The sequence below is a fragment of the Ciceribacter sichuanensis genome (assembly GCF_024055605.1).
In the GTDB taxonomy this organism is placed as follows: Bacteria; Pseudomonadota; Alphaproteobacteria; order Rhizobiales; family Rhizobiaceae; genus Allorhizobium; species Allorhizobium sichuanense.
Window position 1 is genome coordinate 571,879 of record NZ_JAMXLX010000002.1, and the last position, 21,857, is coordinate 593,735.

A 21,857-nucleotide genomic window follows, 5' to 3' on the forward strand; every position below is an offset into this window, starting at 1 on the left:
AAACCGGAGAGATAGAGCATTGGAGGCGATTCTGTTTTCGCCGGAAATGCTCTAAGCGCGAGAAGAGCCCGGACACAATCGATTTATTGATCGGATAACTTTAGAAAATCTGCAGGCGCGGCAGCAGCAAAAAGCCCTTCCCGCATTTCTGCGGGAAGGGCCTGATCTTATTCCGCCGCTTCGCTTTCGCTGTCCGACTGATCGGCAAGGAAGCCGCCGGACTGGCGGTTCCAGAGGTCGGCGTAAATGCCCCCCTCGGCCACCAGACCGGCATGGGAGCCGGTCTCGACGATGTGCCCCTTGTCGAGCACCACCAGCCGGTCCATCTCCGTGAGCGTCGAGAGACGGTGGGCAATTGCAATCACGGTCTTGCCATCCATCAGCGAGAACAGGCTCTCCTGAATGGCGGCCTCGACTTCCGAGTCGAGCGCGGAGGTCGCCTCGTCAAGAATCAGGATCGGCGCGTTCTTGAGGAACACGCGAGCGATCGCAACGCGCTGGCGTTGGCCGCCCGAGAGTTTCACGCCACGCTCGCCGACCTGAGCGTCGAGGGCCTTGCGGCCCTGCATGTCGACGAGGCCTTCGATGAAGTCCCAGGCATTCGCCCGCTTCGCTGCCTCGATCACTTCCGCATCGGTCGCCTCGGGCCGGCCATAGGCAATGTTGTCGCGGATCGAGCGATGCAGCAGCGAAGTATCCTGCGTGACGACACCGATCAAAGCGCGCAGGCTTTCCTGCGACACATTGGAGATGTCCTGCCCGTCAATGGTGATTTTGCCCTTCTCCAGATCGTAGAAGCGCAGAAGCAGGTTCATCAGCGTCGTCTTGCCCGCACCCGAGCGGCCGACCAGCCCCACCTTCTCGCCCGCCTTGATGGTCAGCGAGAAGTCGTTGATCACGCCCTTGTCCTTGCCGTAGTGGAAACGGACATGGTCGTAGACGATTTCGCCCTTCGGCACGGCCAGCGCCTTGGCCGCGGGAGCATCGACGATATCATGCGCCTTGGTCATCATGCCCATGCCGTCATAGACGGTGCCGATGTTTTCGAAGAGTGCGGCCACTTCCCACATGATCCACTGCGACATGCCGTTGATGCGCATCGCAAGGCCGATCGCAACCGCAATCGCGCCGATCGAAACGCTGCCGCCGAGCCAGAACCAGATGCTGAGCGCCGAAATCGAGAACAGTACGATGGCGTTGTTGATATCGACGAGGATGTTGAGGAGCGTGATCTGCCGCATCTGCCGGTGCACGGTGCCGAGGAAGGCATCCATGCCATCCTTGGCATAGGCCTCTTCCCGGCCCGCATGGGAGAACAGCTTCACCGTCGCGATGTTGGTGTAGCTGTCGACGATCCGCCCCGTCATCATCGAGCGCGCATCCGCCTGTTCGCTGGAAAGCTTGCGCAGACGCGGGATGAAGTATCCGAGGATCAGCGAATAGACCACGATCCAGAAGACCAGCGGCCCGACGAGGCGCCAGTCGGCAGCGAAGACCAGCGCCAGCATCGAGACGAAGAAGCTGATGGCATAGACGAACACGTCAATGATCTTCATCACCGATTCACGAACGGCCAGCGATGTCTGCATGACCTTGGTCGAGACCCGGCCCGCGAACTCGTTGGCGAAGAAGGTCATCGAGTGGCGCAACAGGAACCGATGCATCTGCCAGCGGGCGATCATCGGGAAATTGCCGGCCAGCACCTGATGCATGGTCAGCGAATGGATCGCTCCGACCACGGGAAGACCGACGAGCAGCAGCGCCCCCATCCAGACCAGCCTGGTCCATTCCGTTTCGAGGAAGGTGGCGCGATTGGCGACCGTCAGCCAGTCAACGATATTGCCCAGGAACTGGTAGAGGACCACTTCCGCCACCGCGATCAGCATCGAGCATAGCCCGAGCACCAGCAGCCAGGGGGCCGCGGGTTTCGTATAATACCAGCAGAAAGCGACAAGTCCCTTGGGCGGCAGCGCGGGCGCTTCCGACGGATAGGGATTGAGGCGGCTTTCGAACCACGCAAACATGAATATGCTCCAGCAATCTGGCGCCCGGCACCTGACGACCGCAATCGATCGCACACGGGCGGAAATCGGGAAAAAGAGGCCGCAGTAACGGCCGCATGGCAATTTAAATGGGTAGTTTAGAGAGAAAGGGCGAGCGTTTCGCCGTCACGCAGCCTGCAAATAATGCGGCACCGGGAAACGCGTCGTGTCAATTGTCATCATCGAGGCCTCCCTTGTTGCGTGTTGAAGATGCAGACTGTCTATCTATGAAGGTCCGGGTTGAAAAGAGGGAAAATGCGGCAGTATCGCGTTTTGACGCTTGGATGTTGCCTGAAGACAACAAATCATTGCCAACTCGCCGGACTTGAGGACGATACCCGCCTTGGCTTATGAGAGGGCATGACCGCGCTTCGCATTGCCCTCTACCAGCCCGATATTCCCGGCAACACCGGCACCATCCTCCGGCTTGCCGCCTGCCTGGGGCTCGGCGTCGACATCATCGAACCGGCAGGCTTCGACATCTCAGACCGCAACCTGAAGCGCGCGGGCATGGACTATCTGGCAAGCGTCACGCTCACCCGTCACGTCAACTGGAACCAGTTCGAGACATGGCGGCAATCAACGGGCAGACGGCTGGTGCTCGCCTCCACCAAGGCTGCCGAGCGCTACACCGATCTCACCTATCGCCCTGATGACATCCTGCTCTTCGGCCGTGAGAGCGCCGGCGTTCCGGACAACGTGCACGAGGCGGCAGATGCCCGCGTCATCATTCCAATGGTGGCCGGACAGCGCTCCATCAACGTCGCGATGTCGGCCGCGATGATCGCCGGCGAAGCGCTGCGGCAGGTCTCCTGAAGACCGCACAGATTAGGGCCAAAACGCAATCAGGACAGGTATCCTGATTGCGTTTTGGCCCTAATCGCCGGAAAGCGCCCCGAACCGACATCCGTCAAGGACATGTCTTCAAAATCCGTTAGACTCCCTACGTTCGCAAGGAGATACGAAGACGGTTGCATCTGCAACCTTCAGGTGGCACAAAACCGTATTCGCACATTTGCTAATTCTACCGAAAGACGATATGTTGCGTCGCAGCAAAAACCGGGAGATGATTGATGTTCGAGACCGCATTCGCCCTGAGTTTGACCCACTTCGCGAGATCGCTGAGCTTTCCGGAACGCCTTCAGCGCCGGCCGGGCCGCAATGCCGCCCTTGAACCCTGGCGTCTGCGCAACGCCAATCTCGATGCCTTTTTCTACGACGTGAAAGCGCTGACGGCAGAAGAAACTTTCTATGTCAGCGATGTGATCGCGGCCGAGGGCCTGATTATGATCGTTCCGCCGACAGGCGCCGGCATGCTGACGCTCTGCGATACGGTCGACGAATACCTTTTGCGCGGCGGCCGAAACGTCCATGCGCTCACTGTTGCCGGCGTTGGCGGCTCCGCCATCGGCGCGGCGGCCTTTGCCCGCAACGTGGCTGACGCCATCGGCGAACCCGTTGCCGCCGTCGTTTCCGGCTATGGTCTTGGCGACATCGTCAACGAGGCCGTCGGCGGCGCGTTCTTCTTCGGCTGGCTCGGCCACATGCGCAACGACCTCGAGGTTCTGGACGACATGGTCGGTCGCCCGCAGCTCGGCGCCTATCAGGACCGTCACCTCATCGAACTCAAGCCGAATGGCAGTTGCCTCGATGCCGACACGGTCAAGAGCCTGCTCGCCAATCCAGAGCTTTCCTTCCATTTGCTTGCCGGCCATTCTCGCGGCAACCGCGTCCTGTCCGAGGCCCTCTATGCCTTGAAGCTGGATGACCCGAAGCGCCTGAGGAAGCTGACGGGCGGCCTGCGCGTCGTCACCTTCGGCAGCCGCATCACCATGCCGCCGGAATGCAGGAACGTCATCGACGTGATCGGCGAGTTCGATTGGTTCGGGGAGATCAATTCGCGTCCTCTCATTGAGAGCGATGTTCGCGTGCCCTATGCCGGCCACTCCACCAACACCGGTTTCCCAGGCTCACTTTCCGTGACGAAAATCCTCAAGGAGATCGTCGCCCACAGCTTGCCGGCCGTGATCGAAGAAGAAAGCGCAGCCCCGGAGACGGCAGCGCCTCCCGTCGAGATCGCAAAGGCAAGAGCCGCCAAGGCAGCAGCCAAAGCGAAGCCTGAAGAGGTTATCGAGAGCAAGCCGCCCGCAGTGGTGTCCGTCGAACCCCAGCCAGTTGAAACATTGGCCGCCGAGCCGCCGTCCGCTGAACCCTCACCAGCAGCCGCCGAAGCCGCCGAAGCACCACTTTCCGAAGTGACGGAGCCTGCAATCGCACCGACGGAGCCGGTTACGGTGGAAGACGATCTGCAGGTCGTCGCTGCCGCAGAGCCTGCTCCACTGTCAGAAGTTGCGATCGAACCCGTGGTCGAGGAACTGCCCGCGCCCGTCAGACCGGAAATGAAGACGGAAATGGCTTCTGCGCCGAAACCTAAGCCCTCGCGCCCGTCAAACAAGCGCGGCGGTCCCAAGGGTGGCCGCCGCTAACGCGGCCCAATAATGACTCTCCACGTGATGGGTTGGCGGGAGAGCGCTCAACGGCGCTCTTCCAAAGTCGCACATGCCAGGGCAGAGCAATAGGTCGGAATGACGCGCCTCAATCGGCCGAAGGCAGTCGCCGCATGGTGAATTCGATGCGGTCGCCCTCGAGCTGACGCCAGCTCTCGACCTCTGTCCAGTAGGCGGCTTTCGGAAAGGCGTCGAACCATTCTCGCGCCTTCGCCCGCGCTTCTTCCCGTGACAGGCAGAACGTCTCGCGCACGAAATCGGACCCGCGCTGTGCCTTGGCCTTGCGGTGGTCGGCGATGCGCTTTTTCAGGCCATCGAGTGGTGGCGGACCGGGTATTCTCGTCATGAAAACCTCGCTCCCCTGAAGATAATTGCCACACTTGTCTTTTGCGAGTCGATTTTCAGAGGTTGAAGCACCTGCCTTTCTGGTCGCGCCGGAATTGACCTGCTAATCGAAGTTCGGATTTTGTGACGAGTCGCCGCGCGAATGAACGCCGCGACGGGGGAGCAGATGGAAAGACCTGACCTGCCGAAAGGCCTGCCGAACGATATCGGCGAGAAGATGCAGACGGCCCGCGCCTGGTTCGAAAACCTGCGCGATACGATCTGCGCTTCCTTCGAACTTCTGGAACAGGACCTGAGCGGACCGCTTTCCGACCGTCAGCCAGGCCGCTTCGTCGGCAAGGACTGGCTTCGCGACGGTGGGGCCGGCGGTGGTGGTCGCATGTCGATGATGGAAGGCCGGGTCTTCGAGAAGGTTGGCGTGCACACCTCGACCGTCTACGGCGAATTCTCTCCCGAGTTCCGCAAAACCATGCCGGGCGCCGAGGAAGACCCGCGTTTCTGGGCTTCGGGCATTTCGCTGATCGCGCATCCTGTCAATCCGAACGTGCCCGCCGTGCACATGAACACCCGCATGGTGGTCACCACCAGCCAGTGGTTCGGCGGCGGGGCCGACCTGACCCCCGTTCTCGACAATCGCCGCACTCAGGAAGACCCCGACAGCCGCCTCTTCCACCGCGCCATGGAAATCGCCTGCGGACGCCACAGCGGCGTCGCCGACTATGCGGCCTACAAGAACTGGTGCGACGAATATTTCTTCCTGAAGCATCGCAACGAGCCGCGCGGCATCGGCGGCATCTTCTTCGACTGGCTGCATTCGCCGGAAGAGCGCGGCGGCTGGGAAGCCGACTTTGCCTTCGTTCAGGATGTCGGCCGAGCCTTCAACCTCGTTTATCCGAAGATCGTGCGCGGCAACTTCAACCAACCGTGGACCGAGGAAGAGCGCGACGAGCAACTGGTGCGTCGCGGACGCTATGTAGAGTTCAATCTGCTCTACGATCGCGGCACGATCTTCGGCCTGAAGACGGGCGGGAACGTCGAATCGATCCTATCATCCCTGCCGCCGGTCGTACGCTGGCCGTAAAGGCCGGCCATTTTTGCACGAAAAATGCGCAATTGGTGCCGTTTTGAGCCATGGACAAAACCTCGGTTTGCCAATGGTCAAGACCATCGCGGAATTGTGACCTGCGACATCAAATTGCATTTGGAATTGAAACATCTGGTGTTATCTTTCTCCCGGTTCTTAAGGAGGAGAATTGCTATGCCTGATACAAGCAGCGTTTCAGTCCCCCCGCATGCAGCAGCCGACCGCGCGCTCGAAGCGCCGGAATTCATTGATCGGCTGGCCGAAGAGCTTCGCGCTTCAAGCGACATTGACCTTCCCCACGCCTACTTCGTCGAACAGGTCAAGCTTGGCCTGTCGGGCCGCGAACTGACTGATGTCGAAGCGGCCAACGACATCGAAGGCTACACCCGCCCGCCCCACGCCCGGGTTGCCGCTTCCGTCTTCAATTGCTGGGCAATGCCCGAATAGGATCCCGGATCGCCTCTCAGGAGGTGACGAAAGATCCCCTTGTCCTGCACCGCTTCGGCTGTGCGGGATAAGGGAGCAATTGAGAATTTTCGAATAATGTGATATGCTCCCCGGCGTCGAACCCAGTCGAAGAGGAGATGCGCTATGAAGCAGTTTGAATGTGGTTCACTGGTTCCAGGCTGCGCCTGGCACACCCGCGCCAAGGAAGAAGCGGAGGTGGTTCATCGCGCCGTTGAGCACCTGCGCACTGCCCATGGCGAAACCGTCATCCGCGAAAACATGGTCGAAAACATCAAGGCTCGCATTACCGAGGAAGCCGACGCAGCCTGACGGCAGACAGTACGCAATTCGCTGTACCGAACCCTGAAAAGAAAGCGCTTTCAGCAACTTGGCATCCAGACCTGAATCAGGATGTCAGGACGTTGAATCGGTTTCTCAACGACTTGAATCAGGACTTCAGCACCTCTGGCAGCCGGGCGAGAAGCTTCGCCCGGTCCATGGAGAAGCTGGACGATATCCATTCGTCCTCCAGCTTGCGTAGCGCCTCGCCCACCTTCGGGCCGGCATCGGCGCCTGCTGCCAAGACGTCGCTGCCGGTCAGAGGAAAGCGCGGCCGCTCGTATTTCTGTGCCCTGTCAAGCAGGACCGAAAGCCGCCCCGCCCGCGCCATGGCTTTCGGATTTCCTTCGGCGCTGGCTCTCGTGCCGGCCAGTTCCAGCTTGATGACGGCGATGATCCCTTCCGTGCCGAAACGATAGAGATCGCGGGTAAAGACCGCGTCGGTCACGGCATCGGCGGGTTTCGGCGCAAGCGCGAAACGCTCCAGATAGACAGCTTCGGCCCTGGACAGACGAAGCCGCTCCGAAAGCCCAGCCAGCCGCTGAACGTCCTTCGGCACGATCGCGGCAAGCCGCAGCAGCGGGTCCGGTGTCCAGCCGAGCGCCTGCTCCGCCGCAATCAGACCGGGGATCGCATCGATCCCCCATTTCTCGGTTTCCGGCAGGACCTCCGTCAGCACGCCGGACTGCCGCATCCAGAGCAGCGCCCGGCCGGGATCGGTTGCCACAAGCAGCTTCTTTATCTCGGACCATACCCGCTCGGCGGACAAGGTCTTGAGCTGGTCCTTGGCCCGCGCGCAGGCCTTCAGCCCCGCAGCATCCGGCCGTCCGCCGCCATAATGGGCGAAGAAGCGGAAGAACCGCAGAACCCTGAGATAATCCTCTGCAATCCGCGTATCCGCATCGCCGATGAAGCGCACGGTCTTCGTCTCGATATCCGCGAGACCGCCGATAAGGTCGATCACCTCGCCGCGTTCGTCGACATAGAGTGCATTGATCGTCAGGTCGCGGCGTTCGGCATCCACCTGCCAGTCTGTTCCGAAAGCCACCTGAGCCCGACGCCCGTCGGTCTCCACATCACGCCGGAGCGTCGTCACTTCAAACCCGGTGCCGTCGATCACCAGCGTCACCGTGCCATGGTCGATACCGGTCGGAACCGCCTTGATACCGGCAGCCCGGGCGCGTTCTACCACGACATCAGGCAGAAGCGTCGTGGCAAGGTCGACATCGCCGACTGGAAGGCCCATCAGGCTGTTGCGCACCGCGCCGCCGACCACCCGGACCTCACCGCCATCGGCATTGAGCAGCGCGAAAAGCCTTGTCAGCGCAGGATCGCGGAACCAGGCTTCCGACGAGAGATTGGTCATGCATAAAGCCTTTCGTAAAGCGTCCGGATGATGCCGGCGGTAATGCCCCAGATATAGCGCTCGCCATAGGGCATCACATAAAAATGCCTGACGATCCCCTGCCAGGCCTTGCTGTCGCGCTGGTGGTTGGCGGGATCCATAAGGAAACAAAGCGGCACCTCGAAGACCTCTTCCACCTCGGTCGGATTGGGCGTGATGGTAAATCCCCGCTGGACCACGGAAAGAACCGGGATGATGCGAAAACCGGTTCCCGAGAGATATTGCGGCAGACGGCCCACCGTCTCGACGAAGGAAGGCGCAAGCCCGATCTCCTCCTCCGCCTCACGAAGAGCCGCGATCTCCGGCGACTTGTCGTCCTCGTCGATCCCGCCGCCCGGAAAGGCGATCTGTCCAGCATGCTTGCGCAGCTTCGCCGTCCGCTGGGTCAGGATGACCTTGGCACCATCCGGATCGTCCACCACGGGCACGAGCACGGCCGCATCCTTGAGCTTCAACCCCTCGTTTTCGAGAACAGTCTGCGGATTGAGAAGGTGGTCGCCATGGTCGCGCCATGCATGTTCGATCGGCGCGCCGATCTGGTTCAGAGCACGTTGCCTGAAATCCTGAGCGCTGAAGAGCGCGGAAGTCCCCGAAGTACCAGCGATCATTGTGACAGCCGATCCAGCTCTTCGGCCGGCATGACCGGAAACACCGAGCCACCCGAGCGAAGGCAGAACATATCCCGGTCATCGACGGACAGGATCTCGCCAAGCTCGACGAGATCGTACATCACGGCTCGCGAGACCAGCGCCTCCAGCCGCCCCCGCACATGCAGATAGGGCTTCAATTCCTGATTCTCGCCCGCGATCACGAAACGCAGCGGATGCGCCGCACCCGCCTCGACCACATCGCCGACATTGGTGCGGAAAACCAGCACCGGTTCGTCGTCACGCACATCCACACTCATTTCGACGGCAACAAAGGGCGCATCCTCGACCCGGATCCCGACCTTTTCCACAGGTGTGACCAGATAGGTTTTCCCGTCCTCGTCCTTGCGAAGGACGGTCGAGAAAAGCCGAACCAGCGGCGCGCGGCCGATCGGCGTCCCCATGTAGAACCATGTACCGTCGGCCCGGATTTCCATGTCGATATCGCCGCAAAACGGCGGTTCCCAGCGCTCGACGGGCGGGAGCCCGTTCTTGCCCCCGGCGGTCTGCTCGCCGGCACGGGCGATCAGCGCGGCGAGCCCCGCCGCATCCGTCGTCGCTTTCAGCATGTCGCCTGCCATCTTTGCGTCCCGGTTTGCCTCTAATCCATTGCAGTCACGAGATAGTCATTTGAATCGCGCTTGTCAGCCGCCCGTTCGGGAATAAGTTAGTTCTAAAAGTGACGGTTGCGTATGAGGCGCGATTCGTCCCATTGGCCGCATGAGATGGAGAAGACCATGGGAATGATGCCTGTGCCGGATGCCCCCCTCGATGAAAAGGCCATCATTGCAGCCGCCGAAAAGGCGCTGGCCGATATTGCCACCATTCGCGGCGAAGTCTCCAAGGTGATCTTCGGCCAGGAAAAAGTGGTCGAGAACACGCTTCTGGCGATCCTGTCAGGTGGTCACGCGCTGCTGGTCGGGGTTCCGGGCCTCGCCAAGACCAAGCTCGTCACCACGCTCGGCACCGTTCTCGGGCTCGACGCCAACCGCATTCAGTTCACGCCTGATCTGATGCCGTCGGATATCCTCGGCACCGAAGTCATGGACCAGGACGAGAACGGCCGGCGTTCCTTCCGCTTCGTCAAGGGACCGGTCTTCGCCCAGCTTCTGATGGCCGACGAAATCAACCGCGCCAGCCCGCGCACCCAGTCGGCGCTTCTGCAGTCCATGCAGGAATACCACGTCACCATCGCCGGGCAGGCCTATAACCTTCCCTCCCCGTTCCACGTGCTCGCCACGCAGAACCCGCTGGAACAGGAAGGCACCTATCCGCTGCCCGAAGCCCAGCTCGACCGCTTCCTGCTGCAGGTCGACGTCGGCTATCCGGAACTGGCGGCCGAACGCCAGATCCTGCTCGAAACCACGGGCCTTTCCGAAGCGCGCGCAACCAGCGTCGTAACAGCCGAACGGCTGATCGAGATCCAGAAGCTCATTCGCCAGATGCCGGTTTCCGAAGGCGTAGTAGATGCGATCCTGTCGCTCGTCCGCTCCGCCCGACCGGGTCAGGGCAATGCGGAAACCGACAAGAACGTCGCCTGGGGTCCCGGCCCGCGCGCCGGTCAGGCGCTGATGCTCTGCGCCCGTGCCCGCGCGCTTTACGAAGGTCGCCTCGCGCCGTCGCTCGATGACGTTTACGCGCTTGCAGAGCCGATCCTTGAACACCGCATGGCGCTTGCCTTCTCGGCCCGCGCGGAAGGCATGTCGGTACGCGATGTGATCGCTGGCCTCGTCAGCCGTGCTCGCGGCTGAGAAAGGCTAGGGGCTCGTGGCAAGCATTGGCCAGATAGTCGAGCAGACCCCGAGCCGCGATGCGCTGAGCCGCGCCCGTCAGCGCGCCGCCCTCGTGCCCGACTGCATGGTCGAAGCCCGCCGCATCGCCAACACCGTGATCGCCGGCTGGCACGGCCGGCGAAAGCGCGGCATCGGCGAAAATTTCTGGCAGTTCCGCCCCTATTCGGAAGGTGAGAGCTTCACCCGAATCGACTGGCGGCGCTCCGCCCGCGACGATCATACCTATATCCGCGACCACGAATGGCAGGCAGCCCATACGATCTGGCTGTGGGCCGATATGTCACCCTCGATGATGTACAAGTCGACGCTTGCTTCCGTTTCCAAGGAAAGCCGGGCGCTGGTGCTGATGCTGGCGCTTGCCGAAATCCTTGCCCGGTCGGGCGAGCGCATCGGTTGCCCCGGCGTCATGGAGCCTGTTTCTGCCCGCAACGCCGCCGAACGGCTCGCCGCAGCGCTCATTCATGCGCCGGTGACCAGCGGTCTGCCGGATACCAGCATGATCCGCGGCATGAGCGATATCGTTCTGATCGGCGACTTCCTCGATGACGCCGACCGCATCATGGATCGTATCGGCCCGCTTGCCCGTCGCGGCCTGCGCGGCCATGTGGTCGAGATCGCAGACCCGGCGGAGGAGACCTTCCCCTATACCGGCCGCACCGAGTTCACCGATCCGGAAACCGGCGAAAAGCTGACCTCCGGACGTGCCGAGAGCCTGCGCGAAGACTACCGCCGCGCCTATCTCGCCCGCCGTGACAATCTCGGCGAAGCGCTGCGTCGATTGGGGTGGAGCTTTGTGCCCCACGGCACAGACCGGCTGGCCTCCGAGGCACTGGTCGCCATCCACATGTATCTCTCCGGCACGCCGCCACGCGTCAGCAGGAGCAATGCCTCATGAGCGCTTTGCCCTTTGCCTTCGCCGCCCCTGCCGTTCTGATTGCCCTTGCCGCCCTGCCATTGATCTGGTGGCTGCTCAAGCTCACCCCGCCTCGCCCCAAGGCAGAGGTGTTTCCGCCGCTCAGGATTTTGGCCTCGGTGCTCAAGCGGGAGGAAACGCCGTCGAGAAGCCCGTGGTGGCTGACCCTGCTGCGTATGGCGATTGCCGCGCTTGCGATCTTCGCGCTCGCCGATCCGGTGATGAACCCGCGCAACGCCTCCGTATCGGGCGATGGCCCGCTGGTTCTCGTCATCGACAACGGCTGGTCGACATCGACCGATTGGGACCGCCGGATCGCGACCGCCGAGGCGCTTATCGGTGACGCGTCCGACGCGAGCCTGCCGGTATCGCTCGTCTTCACCGCCGATCCAAGTCACGATCCTGTACCCGTTGCCGCCAGCACCGCGCTGGAAAAACTGCATGCAGCTGCGCCGAAGCCTTTGCGACCCGACCGGGAGCGCGCCATCGGTGCGCTCAGGGAAGCACTCCAGTCCACCCGCCCCGGCACGCTCGTCTTCTTCTCCGACGGCCTTTCGTCGCGTGAGAATGACACGACCATGGCAGACCTCGCGGCCCTTTCGCCCTATCAGTTCAGGCTGGCCGAGGGTGACGGCAAGGCGGCAGTCGCTATCACCGGCGCGACCAACGGATCCAACGCTCTGGAAGTCAACCTTTCCCGGCTTTCAACGAATAGCGCGGCGAGCGTGAACATCGAGGTGCAGGACCGGCAGGGCCGCGTGATCGCTACCGGCATGGCCAATTTCCGCAGTGGAGAAAACGTGGCAAAGGCTGCGGTGAACGCACCGTTCGAACTGCGCAACGATTTCGCCCGGCTCTCCGTCGTCGGCCTCGGCACGGCCGGTGCCACGCATCTGCTGGACGACGGCTTCCGCCGTCGCCGTGTCGCGCTGATTTCCGGCGAGGCAGGCGACGAATTCCAGCCGCTGCTCTCGCCCCTCTATTACATCGAACGCGCGCTTGCGCCCTATGCCGACCTGATGAAGCCCGATGTCACGGATCTTGCCGTGTCGATTCCGGAGTTCCTGTCGCGCAATCCCTCCGTCATCGTACTCGCCGATGTCGGTCGTCTGCCTGCTGAAGTCTATGATCCGCTGCAGCGCTGGATTTCGCGCGGAGGAACACTGATCCGCTTTGCCGGCCCGCGTCTTGCCGCCGCCCCCTCCGGCGACCCGCTGCTTCCCGTCATCCTGCGTCAGGGCGAGCGCGCGCTCGGCGGCGCCCTGTCATGGGCGGAGCCCCAGCCGCTGGCGGACTTCCCGCGCTTCGGTCCCTTCGCGGGCATGGCCCGCCCGCAAGACATCCTCGTCAAGCGACAGGTGCTTGCCGAGCCTACGCCCGACCTCGCGGAACGCACCTGGGCAAGCCTTGCCGATGGAACGCCGCTCGTCACCGTCCGGGAAAACGGCGCAGGCCGCATCGTGCTTTTCCATGTCAGCGCGGAAGCCACATGGTCGGATCTTCCGATCTCCGGCCATTTCGTTGAAATGCTCCGCCGCCTCATTCAGCTTTCCCGCGTTGGCACCGCCGCCGAAGGCGGCGACGCGACCGCTCCGGCCCTTCCGCCCTATCGCCTGCTGACGGCTTCGGGCACCATGACCAGCGAAGCCGGAACCGCCCGCCCCTTGAGCCTTGGCAACGAACGTCCTCTGGCATCTACCTTCGACAATCCGCCGGGCCTCTATGGCACCGAGGACGGCTTCGTCGCCCTGAACCTTCTGCCTTCGGACAGCGAACTGACCCCGCTTCCTCAGGATGCCAATGTGCAGGTCTCGCGCGAGCGGCTTGCCGGCTCTGCCGCCAAGCCGCTGAAACCGGCGCTCCTGTCGATCGCCTTTGCCCTGCTCGTGCTGGATAGTCTCGTGGTGCTTTTCATGAATGGCGTCTTTGCCCGCCTTCCCGGCCGAACCACCACGACCGGTATCGCCATGATGATGGCCGCATTGCTGATGCTCCCTGACGACCTGCGCGCTGCCGATGCGAAACCCGGCGACGAACTGATCCTCGAACGGCTCGACAACACCCATCTCGCCTATGTCATTACAGGCGAACCGGAAGTAGACCGTATCTCGGAACGAGGGCTTATCGGCCTCACGGATTTCCTCACCTACCGCACGACGCTCGAACCTGCGCCTCCGGTCGGCCTCGACATTTCCAAGGACGAACTGTCCTTCTACCCTATTATCTTCTGGCCGGTATCGGCGACTGCGCCCATGCCCTCGGCTGCTGCCATCAGCCGCATCGACGCCTATATGCGCGCCGGCGGTACCGTGCTCTTCGATACCCGCGACCAGATCTCCGCCCTCGGGGGCGATGCCGGCCCGAGCGCCAATGGCGAGCGTCTCCAGGCGATCCTCGCCACCATCGACATTCCGCCGCTGGAACCCGTTCCGTCCGACCATGTGCTGGCTCGGTCGTTCTATCTGCTGTCGAATTTCCCCGGTCGCTACACCGGCAGCCCCCTTTGGGTCGAGGCAAGGCAGGAAGCGAAAAAGGCGGATAGTGCCGTCGCCTCCGCAGGCGATGGCGTCTCGCCCATCCTGATTACCGGTAACGACATGCTCGCCGCCTGGGCGATCGAGGATAACGGTGCCCCGATGATGCCGACCGTCCCTCCTGACGAGATGCAGCGGGAAATGTCCTACCGCGCCGGGGTGAATATCATGATGTACATGCTGACCGGCAACTACAAGGCCGATCAGGTGCACATTCCCGACCTCCTGGAACGGTTGGGCCAGTGACATGACGATCGAATTCGCCCCCTTCATTCCTTGGTTCGTTCTGGCAATGCTCGCAGTGCTGACCCTGCTGCTGCTGGGGGTTGGCCTCATGAAACGGGTGCGCGGCACGGTCCTGCGCTTTGTCGCCTCCGCCGCCGTGCTTGCCGCTCTCGCCAATCCGCTGCTGCTGCAGGAAGAGCGCGAACCGCTGAGCACCATCGTCCCCGTCATCGTCGACCGCAGCCAGAGCCAGGAGGCTCCTGGCCGCACGGCCATGACCGACGAGGCCTTGAAGGCACTGACCGATCGCCTGTCTCGCTTTGCCCGCATCGAGCCGCGCATCGTCGAGGTGAGGAACCCGCCGACCAACGATTCTCCCTCGACAAGACTCTTCGAGGCGCTGGCGTCTTCCATCACGGACGTTCCGCCCACCCGTGTCGGCGGGGCAATCATGCTGACCGATGGTCAGGTGCATGACATTCCGGCCATCGGCCAGTCCCTCGGCTTCGAGGCTCCCCTGCATGCGCTGGTAACCGGCAAGGCGGATGAATTCGACCGCCGCATCGAGGTCCGTCAGGCCCCGCGCTTCGGCATCGTCAACGATCCGCAGGAACTGACCTTCCGCGTTTTCGACGATGGCAGGAAGACGGATGCGCCGGCGGAAGTCACCGTGCTGATGAACGGCGAGGAGATCGCAAGGCTCAACGCCGTTCCGGGCGTCGACACCCCGCTTTCCTTCAAGGTGCCGCGCGGTGGTACCAATGTGCTCGAGTTCGATGTCGCCGGCGCACCGGGCGAAGTCACCGACATCAATAACAAGGCCATCCACCTGATCGAGGGCATCCGCGAGAACCTGCGGGTACTGCTCGTTTCCGGCTCGCCCCATGCAGGCGAACGCGCGTGGCGCAACTTGCTGAAGTCTGATGCCTCGGTCGATCTGGTGCACTTCACCATTCTTCGCCCGCCGGAAAAGCAGGACGGCACGCCGATCAACGAATTGTCACTGATCGCCTTCCCGACCCGCGAGCTGTTCGTCGAGAAGATCAACGATTTCGACCTGATCATTTTCGACCGCTATCAGGACCGCAAGAACGTCCTGCCGATCCTCTACTACGACTATATCGCCGAATACGTGAAGCGCGGCGGCGCACTATTGATCGCAGCCGGGCCGGAGCTGGCAAGCGAGGATTCGATTGCGCTGACGCCGCTCTCCTCCGTCATTCCCGCCGCACCCACGGGCGAAATGCACGAGGCAGCCTTCTATCCGCGCCTTTCCAGGGAAGGCGAACGCCACCCGGTCACGCGCGGCCTCGATGGCTCCGCGAGCGAACCGCCGGCCTGGGGCCGCTGGTTCCGCAGCGTCGATGTGGCCAATCCCGATGGGGAAACCGTCATGACGGCAGACGGCGGTCGTCCGCTGCTGGTGCTCAACCGCTCCGGCGAGGGGCGTGTCGCCATGCTGCTGTCGGATCAGGGCTGGCTCTGGGCGCGCGGGTTCGAGGGCGGCGGCCCGCATGTTTCACTCTACCGGCGCATCGCTCACTGGCTGATGAAGGAACCGGAACTGGAAGAAGAGTCGCTGAAGGCGCGCGCCATCGGCCGCACGCTGGAAGTGACGCGACAAACCATCGGGGACAAGCCGGGGCCCGCTACCATTCGCACGCCCTCCGGCAAGACCGAAACACTCGACCTGACGGAAACCATTCCCGGCCTCTATAGAGGCGAGCGGCGGATGGACGAAATCGGTCTGTTCACCGTCAGCAACGGCGATTTCTCGACGCTGGTGCATGTCGGTGCGGTCGATGCGCAGGAATTCAAGGCCATGGTTTCCACCACCGAGGCGCTGGCGCCCATCGCAGCGGCTACCAAGGGAATGGTGGCGCGCCTCGACAATGGCAATGGCGGCATCCGCGTGCCGGATATCGTTCCGGTCAGCAGCGAGGTCCGCGTGACCGACAACCGGCGCATGCTCATCCGCCTCACGGATGAAACAGTGCTCAAGGGCGTAAACACGCTGCCCCTGTTTGCCGGCTTTGCAGGCCTTGCCGTCCTGCTTTTCGCCGTCTCCGCCACGTGGTGGCGCGAAGGACGATGATCCTTCCACCGTGTTCAGATCACTTTAGAGACCCGATGCTCTTGTCATCTTGTATGCCGCCGTCGCAAAACGGTGAGCAAGACGGCACGACATGCCCCTAGGATATTAGCCATGCCTTTGGAACTGGAAATATTCGACAGTGCCACCGACGAGGATCGCGCCGCCATCCGTAAGGGTATTCTCGACTACAACGATGGGATGCTGGGCCCAACGAACCGGAAGAACATCTTCATCCCGCTGAAGGATGACGAAGGCAAGACCGAAGGCGGCCTGATCGGCTACACGGGGCGAGGCTGGCTTTATACCGAAATGCTGTTCGTACCCGAGCACCTGCGCGGTCAGGGCCTTGCCGGAAAGCTGCTGGAGCGGGCGGAAATGGAAGCAAGGGAACGCAACTGCGTCGGTGCCTATATCGACACCATCAATCCGGAAGCCTGCCGCGTCTATCAGCGGCAGGGCTACGAAATCTGCGGCAGGATCCAGAATTTCAGCGGCGAATACGCCATAACCTGGCTCAGGAAGCGATTTTAAGCGCTTCCGCCTCGGTTTCGGCTTCGGAGGCCGGCTCTTTCCACTGGCATTCTCGCCAGGCGATCACGCCCTTCAGGCGCTCATGCACTCCCTCGGCCATCGGCACCACCAGAACCCGCCCAGGATCGACTGGACCCGGAAAATCAAGCGCCTTCCACGCCACCTTCTCGAAGCCGAGCGGCATGTAGTATGGCGGATCACCGACGAGAATAACCGCCTCGGAACCCTTCCGCCGGGCAGCCTCGATGGCGATACGGACCAGTTCGCGACCGATACCCTTGCTCTTGTGCGAGGGCCGCACGGCCAGAGGTCCGAGCAAATGGCCATGAACGCCACCGGCGATGACCGGCGTCATCCGAACCGATGCGATGGTCTCGCCGTCATCGGCGCAGATGAAGGAAAGCGACCTGTCATGCGGTCCCTGCTCCCGGATGCGGGCGGCAGCGCGGGTGAACCGGCCGGGACCGAATGCTTCTTCGTTGATGAGTTCGATAACGGCGTCGTGCGACGCATCCTCAGTGAGGTAGACGAGGTCGTGATTTTTCATGAAATGACCGAAACCAGCAGAGCAGACGTAGATATGGGTTCTCGTTAACGCCTAGGGGCGTTCGGGAAGCATCAGCGTCGTCGCAGGGTCCGTGGTGCGGTCATGGGGCCTTCATCCTTGAGGTGGCAATCCGGATAGCAGCATTTTTTCCGTCCGTCCAACGGAAAAACACACCGTTCATCCTTTCGCGTCTCGTAATCGCGCTGCCAAACCGTATTTTCAGGCCACGACACGGGAAGAAACAAGAAGGAGTTGCCCGATGGGCATGCTGATCGAAGGTACTTGGCATGACGTCTGGTACGACACCAAGGCGACCGCGGGACATTTTCGTCGCGGCGATTCGACCTTTCGCAACTGGGTCACCGCCGACGGGAGCGCCGGCCCGAGCGGACGCGCAGGCTTCAAGGCGGAGGCCGGCCGCTATCATCTCTACGTCTCCTACGCTTGTCCCTGGGCGCACCGCACGCTGATCTTCCGCAAGCTCAAGGGCCTCGAAGACCTGATTTCCGTCTCGGTGGTGGATCCGCTGATGCTGGAAAACGGCTGGGAATTTCACGACCGCGACGGCGCAACCGTCGATCACCTCTTCGGCTCGCACGCGCTCTGGGAAATCTACGTTAAAGCCGATCCCGCCTATAGCGGTCGGGTCACCGTCCCGGTTCTCTGGGACAAGCACACGAGCACTATCGTCTCGAACGAATCCTCCGAAATCATCCGCATGTTCAACAGCGCCTTTGACGGCCTGACCGGCAACACGCTGGATTTTTACCCGGAGATACTGCGCAGTGAGATCGACGAGGTAAACAAACGCGTCTACGATACTCTCAACAACGGCGTCTACAAGTCGGGCTTCGCCACCACGCAAGCCGCCTATGAGAGCGCCGTCTTTCCCCTTTTCGAAACCCTCGACTGGCTTGAAGAGCGGCTGGCCAGACAGCGCTACCTGTTCGGCAACAGCCAGACGGAAGCCGACTGGCGGCTGTTCACCACCCTCGTCCGCTTCGATGCGGTCTATGTCGGTCATTTCAAATGCAATATCCGCAGGATCGAGGATTATCCGAACCTGTCAGCTTACCTCCGCGATCTCTACCAGACGCCGTGTGTGGCGGAGACGGTCAACATGCGCCACATCAAGGACCACTATTACCGCAGCCACAAGACCATCAACCCGACGGGCGTCGTGCCGGTCGGCCCGGCTCTCGATTTCAATCGCCCGCATGGGCGGGAAAAACTCGCTTGAGTTTTTCCTTCACCAGATATCGGCGGGGCTTGCCTCGCCGTTGATCTCCGCCAGACGCCGCAAGGTCGCGGTGGTGGTATCGACCGGAAGATCATGGAGATCGAAGAAGCCGGATGCGGCGATCTCCCGGTCAGGTGGGCGCGGAGCAGTCTGCCTCACCTTCGCGCGGTAGAGCATGACGTGATCCCGCACGCTGGCCTTGCTGTTGTAATAGACGTGGAAGAGCTGCGGCGGCTCGGTCATCACCAGATTGCCCTCTTCACGCAATTCCTTTTCCAGTGCCTGCGGCACTGTTTCCCTGCGCTCCACCCCGCCACCCGGCATGTACCAGCCCGGCACATAGGTGTGGCGCACGAGGAAGATCCGGCCCTGTTCGTCAAAACAGGCCGCCCGGACACCGAGCGTCATGCCGCGCGAGATCGCGAAGTAACTGTGCAGAATACGCAACACGAACCGGGTAGTTGTCCCGGATACTTCTTCTGTTCCTTGCTGTTGCGTCATTGTCCTTGCCCGCAGGAAGTGCGCTCTTTAAGAAAAGCACCATGTTCAAGCTCGCGCATATATCCGACGTTCACCTTGGGCCATTGCCGAACCTGACGATCCGTGAACTCGCTTCCAAGCGCATTACCGGATATGTGAACTGGCACCGCAACCGGCGCAAGCACCTCTTCGCCAATGCGCTCGATCTTGTGATCGAGGACCTGCGCCGACAGGAGCCCGATCATCTCGCCATCACCGGCGACCTCGTCAATCTCGCCTCGGGCATCGAAATCCGTCGCATCGCGGAATGGCTCCACGAGACCGGCGCGCCGCTCGATACTTCCGTCGTTCCCGGCAACCACGATGCCTATGTGCCCGGCGCCCACGACAAGGCAGTGCAGGCCTGGTACGACTACATGCGCGGCGACGACGATCCGATGATCTGGCGCGAGGGCTACAAGCTCTTTCCCTATATCCGCCGGCGCGGGCCTGTCGCTCTTATCGGCTGCTCCACCTCCATCGCAACGCCGCCCTTTTCCGCCAGCGGCTTCTTCAGCGCCCGGCAGGCGCGGGAAACCTCAGACCTGTTGAAGGCGGCCGGCGAGGAAGGCCTGTTCCGGGTGGTGATGATCCATCACCCGCCCATTCGCGGCGCCGCCGCCTCCTACAAGCGGATGATCGGCATTCGGCGTTTCGCGGCCGCCATTTCGACGGGCGGTGCGGAACTCGTACTGCACGGACACACCCATCTCAACACGCTCTACTGGCTCGACAACCGACAGCAGCGCGTGCCGGTGGTTGGCATCGCCTCGGCGTCACAAGGCCCCGGTGGGCACAAACCCGCTGCAGGCTACAACCTCTTTTCCATCAGTGGGGAACCTGGAGACTGGCGCCTGCAATGGGATCGCTACGGCCTTTCCGATGCCGGAACGGAACTTCGCCACGACCATCACCAGATCCTTGCGGAATAGGCCCCGCCCCTGCCGCAGATAGGCTGAAAATGCGCATGAGTTTGCGAGAGCGGATCATGCACGCACGGAAAGTGGTCCGACAGCGTGATGTGCGTCAGGTCTCAAACCCGTTCAGCTTGCGGTGATAGGCGACGATCGCCTTGAGGTTCTGCGAGACGATGACGTTTGCAGCCTGCGCCTGTTCCAGCCCGAAACCCGGCCACTCCATGTGCTTGACGATGACCGGCTTGCACAACCGGAAGAACATCGATTGGCCGAACAGTGAAAACACGGTCAGGGCAAGATCCTTGCCCTCGCCCGGTCGGCCGATGGCGATCGCAAGCAGTTGCGAAAAACGTTCGTGCAAGGGTTCGGCCAGCTTGTCGTAAAGCAGCGCGTCGAAAGCTCCCGGCATGACCAGCTCACGCGTCATGAAATTCGAGATCTGATCGGCATCCGGCCGCGTCGAACCGATCAGCAGCAAAGTCGAGAACATGCGGTCCATCGTGTCAAGCGCATCGTCCGGACCGAGATTGGCTGGTAGCGGCTGCCATACCGACGGGCCGAGCGTCTCCTTCACCACCGCGATGACATATTCGATGCAGGCGATCCGAAGTCCCGGCTTGCTTCCGAAATGATAGGCGATGCTGCCGATATTGGCAGCGGCATGATCGGCGATCTGGCGTGTGGACACGGCATCGTAGCCATAGTCGCCGAAGAGTTCGAGCGCTGCGGATACCAGGGATTCGCGCGTGGCAGCCGCGCCGGAAGCCTGCCTTGCCATCTACATCCTGCCTCAAAAAGCCGTAGGACCATCCAGCCGGCTCGTGCCCGGTCACGGATGATACATGAAATCAATACGTTACTTCCAGCAATCGCTCAAGGCGCTCAATCGGGGTAGAGCCGGTCGATCAAGAGAATATGCGCAGGCAGACCGTCAGGAAACCGTTGCTTCCACACGCCTGATAGTCCGAAGGATTTCCTCGGCGACTATATCAGGGCATTCATCAACCAGCATGTGGCCGCCCCCCGGAAGACGACGAACCGCGAGACCATTACCGGACACCGCGCTCTGGTGCGGTGGCAGGATGCAATCCTCGAGGCCCCAGAGCAACGCCTTCGGCATCGGCAAGGCGAAGATATCGGCAAGCGGCAACTGACCCTGAGCCGGTCCAGTCTCACAATTGGCCGAAACGATTGCCGCAAAGACCGTGCTCAAAGCCTCTCGCGCGCCTTCGCCGCGACGTGCCTCAAGCGTGGCCTCGATCATCGTCTCGGGGATATCGAAGTTATAGCCGACCATGATTTCCAGGGCCGAACGAAGCTCTTCAGCCGTTTCGGCAAGACCGAAGCGCTTAAGGACCCGATGATTGATTTCCGGTCCGAAACCGCCGGGCGCGACCATGGTCAGGCTCGGCACCGCCTGCGGCCGACGAAGGGCGATCAATGCAGCAGCCGCTCCACCGAGCGAATGGCCGGCGAGATGAAAGGCGGGAATGCCCCGCCTGTCGAGATCCGAAACGATCGCCTTGGCCATACGGCCCGCCCCGCCAAGACCCTCGGCATGCAAGGAACCCACATGCCCCGGCAGATCGTAAGCGATCACCGGCAGGTTCGCCGGCAACCGGTCGGTCACCTCACGCCAGACGAAGGCACCGCCGCCGAAACCATGCAGCAGCACCAGAGGTACTGTTGCATGAGGATCACCGGTGATGACGGCGTGAAGCGCCACG

Annotated in this window: 21 protein-coding genes; 12 read left to right on the top strand and 9 right to left on the bottom strand. The window is 62.0% G+C overall.

Annotated elements, in window-relative coordinates:
* Positions 1–167 precede the first annotated feature (167 nt).
* Positions 168–2,024 carry an ABC transporter ATP-binding protein gene (locus tag NBH21_RS09040; RefSeq protein WP_250915814.1) on the bottom strand — a complete coding sequence of 619 codons (1,857 nt, stop codon included), beginning with the start codon at positions 2,022–2,024 and terminating at the stop codon, positions 168–170.
* Between the two features lie 378 nt (positions 2,025–2,402).
* On the opposite strand from NBH21_RS09040, the gene NBH21_RS09045 reads away from it, so the two are divergent.
* Together NBH21_RS09045 and NBH21_RS09050 are read left to right on the top strand one after the other, a co-directional pair.
* Positions 2,403–2,858 carry a tRNA (cytidine(34)-2'-O)-methyltransferase gene (locus NBH21_RS09045; protein ID WP_250915813.1) on the top strand — a complete coding sequence of 152 codons (456 nt, stop codon included), beginning with the start codon at positions 2,403–2,405 and terminating at the stop codon, positions 2,856–2,858.
* Positions 2,859–3,115: 257 nt separating this feature from the next.
* Positions 3,116–4,528 (top strand): cell envelope biogenesis protein OmpA, encoded by a 1,413-nt coding sequence (locus NBH21_RS09050; RefSeq protein WP_250915812.1) that lies wholly within the window; start codon positions 3,116–3,118, stop codon positions 4,526–4,528.
* Between the two features lie 109 nt (positions 4,529–4,637).
* On the opposite strand, the gene NBH21_RS09055 is transcribed toward NBH21_RS09050, so the two are convergent.
* Entirely contained in the window at positions 4,638–4,895 is a 258-nt protein-coding gene (locus NBH21_RS09055; RefSeq protein ID WP_250915811.1) for a hypothetical protein, read from the bottom strand.
* Between the two features lie 165 nt (positions 4,896–5,060).
* On the opposite strand from NBH21_RS09055, the gene hemF reads away from it, so the two are divergent.
* From hemF to NBH21_RS09070, 3 genes are all read left to right on the top strand, one after another.
* Positions 5,061–5,975 (top strand): oxygen-dependent coproporphyrinogen oxidase, encoded by a 915-nt coding sequence (hemF, locus tag NBH21_RS09060; RefSeq protein WP_250915810.1) that lies wholly within the window; start codon positions 5,061–5,063, stop codon positions 5,973–5,975.
* A 177-nt stretch (positions 5,976–6,152) separates the two neighbouring features.
* Complete coding sequence (locus tag NBH21_RS09065; protein WP_250915809.1) at positions 6,153–6,425, top strand: hypothetical protein; 273 nt, start codon at positions 6,153–6,155, stop codon at positions 6,423–6,425.
* A gap of 144 nt (positions 6,426–6,569) precedes the next feature.
* Positions 6,570–6,755 (top strand): DUF1059 domain-containing protein, encoded by a 186-nt coding sequence (locus NBH21_RS09070; protein WP_250915808.1) that lies wholly within the window; start codon positions 6,570–6,572, stop codon positions 6,753–6,755.
* Between the two features lie 118 nt (positions 6,756–6,873).
* On the opposite strand, the gene NBH21_RS09075 is transcribed toward NBH21_RS09070, so the two are convergent.
* The 3 genes from NBH21_RS09075 to NBH21_RS09085 are packed head-to-tail and all read right to left on the bottom strand — an operon-like array spanning position 6,874 to position 9,397.
* Positions 6,874–8,130 carry a CCA tRNA nucleotidyltransferase gene (locus NBH21_RS09075; RefSeq protein WP_250915807.1) on the bottom strand — a complete coding sequence of 419 codons (1,257 nt, stop codon included), beginning with the start codon at positions 8,128–8,130 and terminating at the stop codon, positions 6,874–6,876.
* Positions 8,127–8,777 (bottom strand): CoA pyrophosphatase, encoded by a 651-nt coding sequence (locus NBH21_RS09080; RefSeq protein ID WP_250915806.1) that lies wholly within the window; start codon positions 8,775–8,777, stop codon positions 8,127–8,129. The genes NBH21_RS09075 and NBH21_RS09080 overlap by 4 nt, the downstream gene beginning before the upstream one ends.
* Complete coding sequence (locus NBH21_RS09085) at positions 8,774–9,397, bottom strand: DUF1285 domain-containing protein (protein WP_250915805.1); 624 nt, start codon at positions 9,395–9,397, stop codon at positions 8,774–8,776. The genes NBH21_RS09080 and NBH21_RS09085 overlap by 4 nt, the downstream gene beginning before the upstream one ends.
* Before the next feature lie 156 nt (positions 9,398–9,553).
* On the opposite strand from NBH21_RS09085, the gene NBH21_RS09090 reads away from it, so the two are divergent.
* The 5 genes from NBH21_RS09090 (at position 9,554) to NBH21_RS09110 (ending at position 16,907) form a co-directional block, all read left to right on the top strand.
* Positions 9,554–10,567 carry an AAA family ATPase gene (locus NBH21_RS09090; RefSeq protein WP_250915804.1) on the top strand — a complete coding sequence of 338 codons (1,014 nt, stop codon included), beginning with the start codon at positions 9,554–9,556 and terminating at the stop codon, positions 10,565–10,567.
* Positions 10,568–10,583: 16 nt separating this feature from the next.
* Positions 10,584–11,504: a DUF58 domain-containing protein gene (locus tag NBH21_RS09095; protein WP_250915803.1), complete on the top strand. Its 921-nt coding sequence runs from the start codon at positions 10,584–10,586 to the stop codon at positions 11,502–11,504.
* A complete protein-coding gene (locus tag NBH21_RS09100; RefSeq protein ID WP_250915802.1) occupies positions 11,501–14,302 on the top strand; it encodes a DUF4159 domain-containing protein in 2,802 nt (933 codons plus the stop codon). The genes NBH21_RS09095 and NBH21_RS09100 overlap by 4 nt, the downstream gene beginning before the upstream one ends.
* A gap of 1 nt (position 14,303) precedes the next feature.
* On the top strand, positions 14,304–16,376 hold the full coding sequence (locus tag NBH21_RS09105) for a hypothetical protein (RefSeq protein WP_250915801.1): 2,073 nt from the start codon (positions 14,304–14,306) through the stop codon (positions 16,374–16,376).
* 111 nt (positions 16,377–16,487) lie between these two features.
* Positions 16,488–16,907, top strand: a complete 420-nt coding sequence (locus NBH21_RS09110; RefSeq protein ID WP_250915800.1) for a GNAT family N-acetyltransferase — start codon at positions 16,488–16,490, stop codon at positions 16,905–16,907.
* Here the strand turns inward: NBH21_RS09110 and NBH21_RS09115 are convergent.
* Entirely contained in the window at positions 16,891–17,454 is a 564-nt protein-coding gene (locus NBH21_RS09115) for a GNAT family N-acetyltransferase (RefSeq protein WP_250915799.1), read from the bottom strand. The two genes, NBH21_RS09110 and NBH21_RS09115, sit on opposite strands and share 17 nt — an antisense overlap.
* A gap of 259 nt (positions 17,455–17,713) precedes the next feature.
* On the opposite strand from NBH21_RS09115, the gene NBH21_RS09120 reads away from it, so the two are divergent.
* Entirely contained in the window at positions 17,714–18,694 is a 981-nt protein-coding gene (locus NBH21_RS09120; protein ID WP_250915798.1) for a glutathione S-transferase family protein, read from the top strand.
* A gap of 9 nt (positions 18,695–18,703) precedes the next feature.
* Here NBH21_RS09120 and NBH21_RS09125 read toward each other — a convergent pair whose 3' ends face one another.
* Positions 18,704–19,195 carry an NUDIX domain-containing protein gene (locus NBH21_RS09125; RefSeq protein ID WP_250915797.1) on the bottom strand — a complete coding sequence of 164 codons (492 nt, stop codon included), beginning with the start codon at positions 19,193–19,195 and terminating at the stop codon, positions 18,704–18,706.
* Positions 19,196–19,236: 41 nt separating this feature from the next.
* On the opposite strand from NBH21_RS09125, the gene NBH21_RS09130 reads away from it, so the two are divergent.
* Positions 19,237–20,145, top strand: coding sequence for a metallophosphoesterase family protein (locus tag NBH21_RS09130; RefSeq protein WP_250915796.1), 909 nt, complete (start codon positions 19,237–19,239; stop codon positions 20,143–20,145).
* Between the two features lie 94 nt (positions 20,146–20,239).
* Here NBH21_RS09130 and NBH21_RS09135 read toward each other — a convergent pair whose 3' ends face one another.
* Positions 20,240–20,908, bottom strand: a complete 669-nt coding sequence (locus NBH21_RS09135) for a CerR family C-terminal domain-containing protein (RefSeq protein WP_250915795.1) — start codon at positions 20,906–20,908, stop codon at positions 20,240–20,242.
* A gap of 153 nt (positions 20,909–21,061) precedes the next feature.
* Positions 21,062–21,856 carry an alpha/beta fold hydrolase gene (locus NBH21_RS09140; protein ID WP_250915794.1) on the bottom strand — a complete coding sequence of 265 codons (795 nt, stop codon included), beginning with the start codon at positions 21,854–21,856 and terminating at the stop codon, positions 21,062–21,064.
* Between the last annotated feature and the right edge of the window lies 1 nt (position 21,857).